This window comes from Pseudomonas poae (genome assembly GCA_028869255.1).
In the GTDB taxonomy this organism is placed as follows: Bacteria; Pseudomonadota; Gammaproteobacteria; order Pseudomonadales; family Pseudomonadaceae; genus Aquipseudomonas; species Aquipseudomonas poae_C.
Window position 1 is genome coordinate 3,022,243 of record CP110972.1, and the last position, 12,604, is coordinate 3,034,846.

Here is a 12,604-nt window from a genome sequence, read left to right on the forward strand (position 1 = left end):
TTTTTAGACGCTCAACAGCAGGAACTCACGCTCCCAGGAACTGATCACCCGCTTGAAATTCTCATGCTCGGCGCGCTTGACCGCCACATAGCCGCGCACGAACTTGTCGCCCAGGTACTGCTTGACCGTGTCGCACTCCTCCATCCGCGCCAACGCGTCTTCGATGGTGATCGGCAGGCGCAGGTTGCGCCGTTCGTAGGCACGGCCTTCCACCGGGGCGCTGGGCTCGATTTGCTCGATCATGCCCAGGTAGCCGCACAGCAAACTGGCGGCAATCGCCAGGTACGGATTGGCATCGGCGCCCGGCAGGCGGTTTTCCACGCGCATCGCATCGGGGCTGGAGGTGGGCACGCGCAGGCCGACGGTGCGGTTCTCTTCGCCCCACTCCACGTTGACCGGCGCCGAGGTGTCCGGCAGGAAGCGGCGGAACGAATTGACGTTGGGCGCGAACATCGGCAGCAGCGTGGGGATGTACTTTTGCAGGCCGCCGATATGGTGGAGAAACAGCGGGCTCATGTTGCCGTCGGCATCCACGAACACCGGTTTGCCGGTGGCGATATCCACCACGCTCTGGTGCAGGTGCATGGCGCTGCCCGGTTCGTCGGCTACCGGCTTGGCCATAAAGGTCGCAGCCACGTTGTGCTTGAGCGCGGCCTCGCGCAAGGTGCGTTTGAACACGGTGATCTGGTCGGCCAGGTCCAGGGCATCGCCGTGGCGGAAGTTGATCTCCATCTGCGCCGGGCCGTCTTCGTGGATCAGCGTATCGAGGTCCAGGCCCTGGAGTTCGCACCAGTCGTAGACGTCTTCGAACAGCGGGTCGAACTCGTTGGCAGCGTCGATGGAAAACGACTGGCGCCCGGTTTCGGCGCGGCCGGAGCGGCCCACCGGGGTTTTCAGCGGCAGGTCCGGGTCCTCGCAGCGCTGGGTCAGGTAGAACTCCATTTCCGGCGCGACAATCGGCTGCCAGCCCTGGTCCGTATACAGCTGCAGGACTTTTTTCAGCACGTTGCGCGGTGACAACTCGATGGGGTTGCCCTGCTTGTCGAAGGTGTCGTGGATCACAATCGCGGTCGGTTCGATAGCCCACGGCACCACGTAGGTGGCGTTGGACACCGGGCGGCAGACCATGTCGATGTCGGCCGGGTCGAGCAGGTCGTAGTAGATATCGTCGTCGACAAAGTCCCCGGTTACCGTTTGCAGCAACACACTTTCCGGCAGGCGCATGCCTCGCTCATGCAGGAACTTGTTGGTGGGCGCAATCTTGCCGCGTGCGATGCCAGTCAAATCACTGATCACGCATTCGACTTCGGTAATCTTGTGTTCTTTCAGCCAGGCGGACAGCTGATCGAAGGGGGGCGTTCATAAGGACCTCGTCATGGGTGGGATGCCACGCCAGCTTGTGCTTGCGGCGCATTGAGGTCTATCTTGGGCCAGCCCTGCAACGGCATCTATCCACTTTGCACGCCCCACAACGCACCAATAGAGTGCGCACGGATCACCCATGACACAGGCAACCGCTTTGCGCGTACAGGCTTTCACCACCGGTGATGTGGCCGCTCAATGCAATGCGACACCCGGCTGGGTGCAGCAGTACCAGCAAATGTCCCCGGGGCATTTTGCCGGGCAGATCCGCTACCTCGACCTGCAAGGGGTGCAGGTGTACGAAGAATGCATGAACACCCGTGTGGAGCAGCACTTCAACGCGCCGCCAGGTTCGCTGGCGTTCTGTTTCGATGGCAGCGACAACGCGCTGTACATGCTCAATGGCGAAAGCCGCAATACCTGGATTACCCCGGAAAACTACCGTGAAGTGGCGGTGGTGTTCGGCCCGCAGTTTGTGCAGCGCCATGGGCTGGATGTAGCGAAACTCGAGGGCCTGTTCATGGCGCCGCTGACCTGCCGGCAGAACGCGCTGTTCAGCCGCTGGCTCAGCGGTACCCTGACGCGTTTGTCGGCCGTGATCGACCCGCTCAGCCGCGATGCCCTCACCCAACAACTACTCGACGACTGCCTGTTTATTCTCGACAACGCCTGTGTGTGCCTGGACCGCAGCTCCTTGCAGCGGCGCAGCGAAGAACGCCTGTTGATGGCGCGCATTGGCGAATGGGCGGCAGATGCCCCGGATGCAACCGTCAATTTGCTGGAGCTGGCGCAGATCGCCGGGGTGCCGTTGCGCCAGTTGCAGCAAGGGTTCAAGACCTACACCGGAATGAGCCCGGCGCAGTGGTTGAGGTTGCGCCGGTTGAATGGGGCGCGGCGGGAGTTGTTGAATTCAGCGAATACCACCGTGGCCGAGGTGGCGATGAATTGGTCGTTCTGGCACCTGGGGCGGTTTTCCAATAGTTATCGGGCGTTATTCAAGGAACTGCCGAGCGAAACGCTCAAACGTCACGGTTGAGACACGCTTACAAAATGTGGGGGGCGATTGGCGACCGGGTTGAGACAGGTTGCCGTACAGCGCGAGTCATTCTCGAAAACTTGTAAAACTGCGCCGTTATGCCTAGCTTATGCGCCCCCCGCCCCGCGCTTTAAGGCCCTGCCCCCATGGTTTTGCGTTTTCGTCCCGTCGTCTCGTCACGTTTCGCCCTCGGCCTGCTGCTCAGCGGCGGCATCGGTAGCAGCCTGGCGGCTGAAATCGAACTGCCCGCAGTAAACGTCCAGGGCCAGGACGAATCCGGCTATCGCGCTGAAACCGCCTCAGTGGGCGGCTTCGATGAAGCGCCACTGCTGGACACCCCGGCGTCGATCACGGTGATCAATGCGGCGCTGATCAAGGACCAGCAAGCGCGCCTGCTCAGCGAAGTGCTGCGCAACGACGCCTCGGTCGGCGACAGCTATGCGCCCATCGGCTATTACGAAAACTTTGTGCTGCGCGGCTTCTCGCTGAACGCGGCGAGCAGCTACAAGATCAACGGGCGCACCATCACCGGTGAGCAGAACGTCGCCCTGGAAAACAAGGAACAAGTGGAAGTACTCAAGGGCCTGGCCGGCCTGCAAAGCGGGATTTCCGAACCCAGCGGCGTGATCAACTACGTGACCAAGCGCCCGCAGGACGTGCGCTCGGTAACCGTCTCCACTGACGATCGTGGCAGCGGTTATATCGCCACCGATGTCGGCGGCTGGTTCGGCAGTGAGCAACAATTCGGCTTGCGCGCCAACGTGGCGCATGAAGACCTTAATTCCTATGTGGAACACGCCAATGGTCAGCGCGACTTTGTGTCCCTGGCCTTCGACTGGAACATCAGCCCCGATGCCGTGCTGCAACTGGATGCGGAATACCAGAACAAGCAACAGCGCTCGGTGCCGGGTTATCAATTGCTCGGCGGCACCGAGGTGCCCCATGACGCCTCGCCGAAAAAACTGCTGGGGCACCAGAGCGGCTCCAGGCAAGTGGGCATCGACTCGCTGAACCTCAACGGCAAGTTCGAGTACCGCTTCAGCGACCAGTGGAAAGGCAGCGTGAGCGCGGCGCGCAGCAAAGTGGTGATCGATGATTACAGCTCGTTTGCCTGGGGCTGCTATGGCTCCACCAGCTGCACATCGAGCGTGCCGAACTACTTCAGCCCCGAGGGCAACTACGACGTCTACGACTACCGCAGCCCCGACGACACCCGTCGCGACGACGAAGTGCAGGCGGCGATGACCGGGCTGTTCGACACCGCGGGCCTGGGCCATGAACTGACCTTCGGCAGCAGCGCGTTTCGCCGGGTGATCGACAAGCGCAAGTCGGTCAACGAATACATCGGCACCACCAATATCGACGTGGACGCCCCCACGTTCACGCCCACCGACAAGCCGCTGAACGACAGCCATCGCAACCTCGACAGCCGCCAATACGGCCTGTTCGTCACCGACCGCATCCGCTTCAACGAGCAATGGCAAACCATCCTCGGCGGACGCGAAGTGCGCCTGGATGAACAAGCCTTCGACGGCACCACTGGCAACCAGGTCCGCCACACCCAGCAATACGTGTTCCTGCCCCAAGCCGCGTTGATCTACAAACCGATTGAAAACCTCTCGCTGTACACCAGCTACAGCAAGGGCCTGTCCCTGGGCGGTACCGCGCCGTGGTTTGCGGACAACGCCGACGAAACCCTGGCCCCGACCGTTTCACGGCAGATCGAAGCCGGGGTGAAATACGACTGGCGCCGCATCAGCTTCGCCGCCGCGGTATTCCAGACCCGCCAGGCCTATCAGTACGCCAAGCCCGACGGCGCAGGCCAATTTACCTATGTGCAACAGGGCGAGCAGAAAAACACCGGGCTGGAGTTGTCGGCCAATGGCTGGGCGACCGAGCGCCTGCAAATCGCGACCAGTGTGGCGGCGATTCGCGCACGGGTAACCGGCAGCGGCACGCCGGACTACGAGGGGCACCAGGCGATCAACGTGCCCAAGCTGCGCGCCAGTGTGTACGCCGATTACGCGCTGCCGTGGGTGAATGGTTTGGCGGTACTCGGCGGCGTGCAATACAGCGCCAAGAAGTACGCCAATCGCACGGGCAATGTGGAGGTGGGGGATTATGCAGTGGTCAATGTCGGCAGCCGCTACACCACCAAGGTCGACGGCTACGAGACGGTGTTTCGCCTGAGCGTCGACAACCTGTTCGACAAGCGCTACTGGCGCGACGCGGGCGAGTACATGGGCGATGACTATCTGTTCCAGGGCGCGCCACTGACGGCGCGCCTGAGTGCTTCGGTCAACTTCTAAGCGTTACTTCGGCATCTTGCGAAAACCGACCGCCAGGCGGTTCCAGCTGTTGATGGTGGCGATGGCCACGCTCAGGTCGACCTGTTCCTGGGCGCTGAATTCGGCGGCCAGCGCGTTGAAATCCTCATCCGGGGCGTGGGTCTGGCTGAGCAGGGTCAGGCTTTCGGCCCAGGCCAGTGCTGCGCGTTCACGCGGGGTGAAGAACGGCGTTTCGCGCCAGGCGGAGACGGTGTAGAGGCGGCGTTCGGTTTCACCGCCTTTGCGGGCGTCGGCGGTGTGCATGTCGAGGCAGAAGGCGCAGCCGTTGATCTGCGAGACGCGCAGGCGGATCAGTTCCAGCAGGGGCAGCTCGATGGAGAGTTTGCCGACGGCGGCTTCCAGGGCGAGCATGGCTTTCATGGCGTCTGGGGAGGCGGTGTAGAAATCGGTACGGGGTTGCATGGTGGTTCTCCAGCGTCGGTGGGGGTTGATGGCTAGGTTAGTCATCGTGGGGGGCTGGAGGAATATCCAATTTGGGTTAAGAACGGGTGACCAATGTGGCCGCTGTTGAGTACATATCCGGTGTTTGGGTGATGGCTGGTATTGGTTCCGCTCTTACAGCGGGTCACTTTGGAAAAGAGCCCCAAAGTAACCAAAGGGCTCTTGCCCCAACACTCGGCACCTCGCTCTGGCTCGGTGTGCCCGCACGCAGACTTGAATCCGTGGGCCGCCGCGATGGGCCATCCTTGGCCCAGCGCGGCTAACCCGGCGTCCTGCCGGGTTACCCACGGATTCAAGCCTGCGTGCGGCCAGCGTGTTTAATGGGGCGCCAAGGATCAAGATCACGATCAAAAGCGCAAAAGATCGCTGACTTCGTCAGCGCAAAGGATGTAAGGGCCAGATCAAAAACAAAGCAAAGCACGGCGGCCTGACAGCCGACCTCGGTCAAATGTGGGAGCTGGCTTGCCTGGGATGGCATCAACTCGGTGTGCCTGATGTACCGAGTTGCCAGCATCGCAGGCAAGCCAGCTCCCACAGAAAAGCAGATCTACTGCGGACCCGCTTTTGATCTACACCACTCAGGTCGGCTACTAGGCCGCCGTGCTCTGCTTTTGACTTTGATCTGAGACGCCCCGTCAATCACGCTGGCCGAACGCAGGCTTGAATCCGTGGGCAACCCGGCAGGACGCCGGGTTAGCCGCGCTGGGCCATGGATGGCCCATCGCGGCGGCCCACGGATTCAAGCCTGCGTTCGGGCACACCGAGCCGGAGGCGAGGTGCCGAGTGATGGGGCGAAGCGTTTTTGGTTACTTTTGGCGCTCTTCCAAAAGTGACCCGCTGTAAGAGCGGAACCCATTTGCGCCATCACCAAAAAAACGGATATGTACACAAAACAAAAACCTCACCCCGGCAACGGAATCACCCGCAAAGCCCGCACCGACTTATAAGAAAAACTCGAATAAATCTCCTTAACACAAGGCAACGTCTGCAACACCTCCCGCGCAAACTCCCCAAACGACTCCAAATCCCTCGCCACCACCTCAAGCAAAAAGTCATACCGCCCCGACACGTTATGACACGCCACAACCTCGGGAATCTCCAACAACCGCTGCTCAAACGCCCGGGCAATCTCCTGCGTATGACTGTCCATCATAATGCTGACAAACGCCGTCACCCCATACCCCAACGCCTTGGGCGACAGAATCGCCTGATAACCACTGATCACCCCGCTCTCCTCCAGGTTGCGCACCCGCCGCCAGCACGGCGAAGTGGTCAGGGACACACGGTCAGCCAATTCGGCCACCGTGAGACGGGCATTACCTTGCAGCGCGTTTAAAAGCGCCTTGTCGGTGCGATCCAGACTGACGGGCATATCGTGCCTCTGATCTTTATTTTTATTGAGTTTTCATCCCCGTACACGGGATTTCCCAGCAAACTTCGCAAAGTTCGTCTGTGGTTATGAGCATAGCATTGTAGGAAATAAGGAGCGCCCGACATGAACAATAAACACAATGCATCCGGCTTTTCCACCCGCGCCATCCACCACGGCTATGACCCCAAGGACCACCACGGTGCGCTCGTTCCGCCGATTTACCTGTCGGCCACCTTCGCCTTCCCCACCGCCGAATACGGCGCCGCCTGTTTTGCCGGCGAGGCCGATGGCCACTTCTACACGCGTATTTCCAACCCGACCCTGGCGCTGCTGGAATCGCGCATGGCCACCCTGGAAAACGGCGAGGCCGCGGTGGCATTCAGCTCCGGTATGGGCGCAATTGCCGCAACGTTCTGGACCCTGCTGCGCCCGGGCGATGAAGTGATCGTCAGCCAGACGCTGTACGGCTGCACCTTCGCCCTGCTGCATCACGGCATCGGCGAATTCGGGATCAAGGTGCGGCATGTCGACCTCACCGACCTCGCGGCGCTGCACGCTGCATTCAGCCCCGCCACCCGCATGGTCTACTGCGAAACCCCCGCCAACCCCAACCTGCGACTGGTGGATATTGCCGCCGTGGCCGCCCTCGCCCACCAGCAACCGAATGTCACCGTGGTGGTCGACAACACCTACTGCACGCCCTACCTGCAACGCCCTCTGGAGCTTGGCGCCGATGTGGTGGTGCATTCGGCCACCAAGTACCTCAGCGGCCACGGTGATATCACTGCCGGTATCGCCGTCAGCAGCCAGGCCCTGGCGCAGCGTATTCGGCTGCAAGGTCTCAAGGATTTGACGGGAGCCGTGATGTCACCGCATGACGCGTCCCTGTTGATGCGCGGCCTCAAGACCCTGGCCCTGCGCATGGACCGCCATTGCAGCAACGCGCAGGCGGTGGCCGAAGCGCTGCAGGCGCACTCGGCGGTGGAGCATGTGACCTACCCGGGGCTGCGTTCTTTCCCACAATACGAATTGGCGATGCGGCAGATGAAACTGCCCGGCGGCATGATTGCCTTCGAACTCAAGGGCGGGATTGAAACCGGTCGACGTTTTATGAACGCACTCAAATTGTTTACCCGAGCGGTCAGCCTGGGCGATGCCGAATCGCTGGCCCAGCATCCGGCGAGCATGACCCATTCCACCTATACCCCACAGGAACGTGCCCAATATGGCATCAGCGAGGGGCTGGTGCGCCTGTCGGTGGGGCTTGAGGACGTGGCTGACCTGCTGGCGGATGTGCAACAGGCGCTGGCCAAGTGCACCCGTGCCCTACCGCGCCAGGCCGCAATGGCGGTACATGCGGTTAAATAGACCGCCGACCGGACATGACCCTTTCCCACAACGGTGGTCGGACCTGTCCGACCACCGTTGTGCGTTTTAATCGGTTTTTTCCCGATTGGATCCCCATCAATCGACCAGGCTGTACTAGCATAGGTTTCTGCACTCGAAACTCATGGACGAATTGATGAACTCACACCTGTTCCCCCATATAGGCAAGGTCATCGCCAGCACCGGCAGTCGCCATTTCCCACGCATGCTGCATGACCTCATCCTCACCCAACTGGCAGTGGACGCCACCCATATCACCCAATTGCGGGTCAGTAGCGAAGGCCACACCCGGCGTAATATCAGCCCGGTCTACACCGACTCCGTGGCGGCCCTGGGCGAGGAACAACCCGCCGCACAACTGCACCTCACCCGCAACAAGGATGACGTGCGCTACGTGCTCTCGGTGTACCGCTCACACCAGTCGGAGAACTTCTCGCCGCAGGAACGCAGCATGCTGCAGGATTTCTCCACGCTGCTGTTGCCCATGGTGGAAAAGCACATCACCGCGATCCAGCCGTGCCGCCAGGACAGCGAACCGCCAACCGCGCAAAACCAGGGTATCGACACCTTGCGCCGCCGCATCGAAGAGCGCCTGGTGCAATGCGGGTTGACCTTGTCCAACCGTGAACTTGAGGTGTGTGTGGGCCTGCTGGCCGGGCGCACTGCGCCGGAGTTGGCGGAGCAACTGGCGCTGAAGGTCAATACGATTGAAAGCTACCTCAAACGTGCCGCGATCAAACTGGGAATCAGTGGGCGGCATTCGTTGTTGCGGTGGATGTATTCAACGCAAGACGGCACAACACTTTAAGCAAAAACAGCCCTGTGGCGAGCGGGCTTGCCCGCGTTGGGGTGCGCAGCACCCCTTGTTTTGGGGCCGCTGCGCAGCCCTACGCAGGCAAGCCTGCTCGCCACAGGGTATTGCCGTCAGTCCCGGGCGAGCGCCTCAATCGGGTCCAGGCGCGCCGCATTCCTCGCTGGCACAAAGCCAAACACAATGCCGATCAGTGTCGAACAAGCAAACGCGGTGATGATCGAACCCAGCGAAAACACCATCTCCCATTCCTTCACGAACACCGAAAACAGAAAGCCCAACGCGTAAGACAACGAGATGCCGATCAGCCCGCCGATCAGGCACACCATCACCGCCTCCACCAGAAACTGCTGGCGGATATCCGACTGCCTCGCCCCTACCGCCATGCGAATGCCGATTTCACGGGTGCGCTCGGTGACCGACACCAGCATGATATTCATCACGCCAATACCGCCCACCAGCAACGAAATCACTGCGATCAGCGATAACAGCAGCGCCAGGGAACGGCTGGTTTTCTGCACCGTCTGCATGATGCTGTCGAGGTTGTTGGTGAAGAAATCCTTGGTGCCGTGGCGTTGCTGCATCAGTTTATTGACGTTCTCTTCCACCACCTTGCTCGGCTGGCCGTCCTTGATGCGCACGGTGATGCTGTCCAGATGGCGCTGGCCTAAAAGCCGCCCCGCCGCCGTCTCGTAAGGCACCCACACGTTCAGGGCCTTGCTGGCGGCGAACATGTTTTTATTGTCGGCCGTGACCCCGATCACCGTGCACGGCAGGTTACCCACCAGAATCACCTGGCCCAGCGGGTCCACATTCGGCCCGAACAGGCGATGCCGGGTGTTGTGGTCGATCACCACCACTTGCGCCTGACGCCGTGCATCACTTTCGCTGAAGGCAATCCCGGCTTCGAGCTTCAAGCCTTTGACCTTGAAGTAACGGTCGCTGACGCCGTTGACCTGCGCATCCAGGTCGATATTGCCAAAGCGCAGCAACAGGTTGCGGCCCACCACAGGCGTGGCGCTGTCGACGTAATACAGCTGGTTCAACGCGTCCACATCCGAGGGCATCAAGGTCTCGATCGCCGAGGCACGGCTGTCGCCGAAACTGGTGCCGGAAAAGATGTCGATGGTATTGCTGCCGATCGCCTGGATGTCCTTGAGCACATAGCGCTTGGCGCCCTCGCCGATGGCCGAGATCGACACCACCGAGGTGATGCCGATCACGATACCGAGCATGGTCAGCAAGGTCCGCATGCGGTGGGACACCAGCGCGACCCAGGCCATGTTGAAGGCTTCCTTGAACAACCCCAGGCTCGCCACCAGGCGCCGTGCGCCGCTGCGGCGGGGCTCGATGGGGGCTTCCTCGGGCAGCTCCAGGCCAATACTCTGGTTGGCCTGGTCACTGACAATCTCGCCGTCGCAGACTTCGACGATGCGCTGGGCATTCGCAGCCACCTTGGGGTCGTGGGTGACGATAATCACCGTGTGCCCGGCCGCGTGCAGCTCGGCGAGAATGCGCATCACCTCCTTGCCGCTGTGGGTATCGAGGGCGCCGGTGGGCTCGTCGGCGAGGATCACTTCGCCGCCGTTCATCAAGGCCCGGGCGATACTCACGCGCTGCTGCTGGCCACCGGAAAGCTGGCTCGGCCGGTGCGTGGTGTGCCCGGCCAGGCCCAGGCGCGCCAACAGCTCGCCTGCGCGGCTGTGGCGTTGGGTTTGCGGCGTACCGGCATAAATCGCCGGCATTTCCACGTTGTGCAACGCACTCAGGTGCGCGAGCAAATGGTAGCGCTGGAAGATAAAGCCGAAGTAATCGCGGCGCAGTTCCGCCAGTTGCTCATCGCCCAATGAGCGGGTTTCGATGCCATTGATCTTGTAGCTGCCGGCACTCGCATAATCCAGGCCGCCGAGGATATTCATCAGGGTCGATTTACCCGACCCCGAAGCGCCGATAATCGCGACCATCTCGCCGGCCTGGATACTCAGGTCGATGCCCTTGAGTGCAATGAATTCACGCTCGCCGGCGATAAAACTGCGGGTAATGCCCTTGAGTTCCAACAGTGGCTGGGTCATCGGTCAGTTCCCCGCCACGGCCGGCGTGGCATCGCCGATCACCACTTTATCGCCCTCGACCAGGCCCTGCAGAATCTGCACCTTGACGTTGTTATTGATGCCGGTTTTCACCTCCCGCGACACCGCCTTGCCCTTGGCGTCCAGTACCCGCAGCGAGTAGCTGCCATCGTTATTGCGCGGTCCCAGCGCGGCCACCGGGACCATCAGTGCGGCCTCAGCGGTGTCGAGCACGATGCGCACCTGGGCGGTCATCGCGATGCGCAGACGATGGTCGGGGTTGGGCACATCGAACAGCGCGTTGTAGAACACCGCAGTGTTCTGTTTGGGCGTGCCGGCGGTCTGGGTTTCAAGAAAGTTCTGCGGCGCCGGCTCGGTGCCGCGCAGCTTGGCGTAATAGCGCTTGTCGGCCTCACCGAGGATGGTGAAGTACACCTGCTGGCCCGGGCTGATATGGATCACATCCGCCTCCGACACCTGCGCCTTGACGGTCATGGTGTCGAGGTCTGCCAGCTTGAGCAGCACCGGCGCCAGCTGGTTGGCGATCACGGTCTGGCCTTCCTGGGTGACGATGCCCACCACATCGCCGTCGATGGGCGCAATGATGCGGGTATAGGCCAGGTTGACCTTGGCGGTGTCGATCTGGATATGCGCACTTTTGATCTGCGCATCCAGGGACAACAGGTTGGCTTGCTGCACCTGGAAGGTGGACTCGGCGTCTTCAAAATCCTGGCGCGATACTGACTCGTCAATCTGCAAGCCCTTGTAGCGTTCGTACACTGACTTCGCCTGCCTGAGTTGGGCCGCCGTGGCGCGGCGTTGGGCTTGCAGGTTTTCTTCGTCGACCTGGGCTTTGCGCAGGGTGTTTTGCAGGATCAATGGGTCGATTTCGGCGAGCCATTGGCCTTTTTTCACCTTGTCACCGACTTTGACCTTGAGCGATTTCAACTGGCCCGACACTTGGGCGCCGACGTCCACTTGTTTGATGCCCTCGAGCACGCCGGTGGCCAATACGGCGTTTTCGATATCGCCGCGTTCGGCGGTGGCGGTCAGGTACTGCGGGGCGTCGGCGGGGGCCTGGAGGGTGTAGACAGCCAGGCCGATTGCGACGGCTAAGACCGCGAGCATTCCGAGTTTGCGAAACTTTGGCTTTTCCATAGGTGACCATGCAGGGGGATTTGGGTTGGGCTTTTGGATCGGGTGAATATCCGTTTTTTGGGTTGCGGCTGGTATTGGTTCCGCTCTTACAGCGGGTCACTTTTGGAAGAGCGCCAAAAGTAACCAAAAACGCTTCGCCCCAACACTCGGCACCTCGCTCTGGCTCGGTGTGCCCGCACACAGGCTTGAATCCGTGGGCCGCCGCGATGGGCCATCCTTGGCCCAGCGCGGCTAACCCGGCGTCCTGCCGGGTTACCCACGGATTCAAGCCTGCGTGCGGCCAGCGTGTTTAACGGGGCGCCTGGATCAAGGTCACGATCAAAAGCGCAGATCAAAAGATCGCTGACTTCGTCAGCGCAAAGGATGTAAGGGCCGGAGCAAAAACAAAGCAAAGCAAAACAACAGCGCTTTTGATCTACACCACTCAGGTCGGCTTTCAGGCCGCCGTGCTCTGCTTTTGATCTTTTTGATCTTGATCTTGGGCGCCCCGTAAAACCACGCTGGCCGAACGCAGGCTTGAATCCGTGGGCAACCCGGCAGGACGCCGGGTTAGCCGCGCTGGGCCAAGGATGGCCCATCGCGGCGGCCCACGGATTCAAGCCTGCGTGCGGGCACACCGAG

General features: G+C 61.1%; 9 protein-coding genes. 4 read left to right on the plus strand and 5 right to left on the minus strand.

Going from position 1 to position 12,604, the window contains the following annotated elements:
• Positions 1-3: 3 nt before the first annotated feature.
• Positions 4-1,341, minus strand: a complete 1,338-nt coding sequence (locus LRS56_13765) for a glutamine synthetase family protein (GenBank protein WDU65747.1) — start codon at positions 1,339-1,341, stop codon at positions 4-6.
• Positions 1,342-1,501: 160 nt separating this feature from the next.
• On the opposite strand from LRS56_13765, the gene LRS56_13770 reads away from it, so the two are divergent.
• Positions 1,502-2,398, plus strand: coding sequence for a helix-turn-helix domain-containing protein (locus tag LRS56_13770; protein ID WDU65410.1), 897 nt, complete (start codon positions 1,502-1,504; stop codon positions 2,396-2,398).
• A 146-nt stretch (positions 2,399-2,544) separates the two neighbouring features.
• On the plus strand, positions 2,545-4,707 hold the full coding sequence (locus LRS56_13775; GenBank protein WDU65411.1) for a TonB-dependent siderophore receptor: 2,163 nt from the start codon (positions 2,545-2,547) through the stop codon (positions 4,705-4,707).
• A gap of 3 nt (positions 4,708-4,710) precedes the next feature.
• Here the strand turns inward: LRS56_13775 and LRS56_13780 are convergent, their stop codons facing one another.
• Entirely contained in the window at positions 4,711-5,148 is a 438-nt protein-coding gene (locus LRS56_13780; GenBank protein WDU65412.1) for a carboxymuconolactone decarboxylase family protein, read from the minus strand.
• A gap of 940 nt (positions 5,149-6,088) precedes the next feature.
• Entirely contained in the window at positions 6,089-6,559 is a 471-nt protein-coding gene (locus tag LRS56_13785) for an Lrp/AsnC family transcriptional regulator (GenBank protein ID WDU65413.1), read from the minus strand.
• A gap of 123 nt (positions 6,560-6,682) precedes the next feature.
• On the opposite strand from LRS56_13785, the gene LRS56_13790 reads away from it, so the two are divergent.
• Both LRS56_13790 and LRS56_13795 read left to right on the plus strand, forming a co-directional pair.
• Positions 6,683-7,927, plus strand: coding sequence for a methionine gamma-lyase (locus LRS56_13790; GenBank protein WDU65414.1), 1,245 nt, complete (start codon positions 6,683-6,685; stop codon positions 7,925-7,927).
• A 154-nt stretch (positions 7,928-8,081) separates the two neighbouring features.
• On the plus strand, positions 8,082-8,753 hold the full coding sequence (locus LRS56_13795; GenBank protein ID WDU65415.1) for a helix-turn-helix transcriptional regulator: 672 nt from the start codon (positions 8,082-8,084) through the stop codon (positions 8,751-8,753).
• A gap of 116 nt (positions 8,754-8,869) precedes the next feature.
• Here the strand turns inward: LRS56_13795 and LRS56_13800 are convergent, their stop codons facing one another.
• Both LRS56_13800 and macA read right to left on the minus strand, forming a co-directional pair.
• Positions 8,870-10,828, minus strand: a complete 1,959-nt coding sequence (locus LRS56_13800; protein WDU65416.1) for a MacB family efflux pump subunit — start codon at positions 10,826-10,828, stop codon at positions 8,870-8,872.
• Between the two features lie 3 nt (positions 10,829-10,831).
• Positions 10,832-11,983 carry a macrolide transporter subunit MacA gene (gene macA / locus LRS56_13805; protein ID WDU65417.1) on the minus strand — a complete coding sequence of 384 codons (1,152 nt, stop codon included), beginning with the start codon at positions 11,981-11,983 and terminating at the stop codon, positions 10,832-10,834.
• Positions 11,984-12,604: the final 621 nt, after the last annotated feature.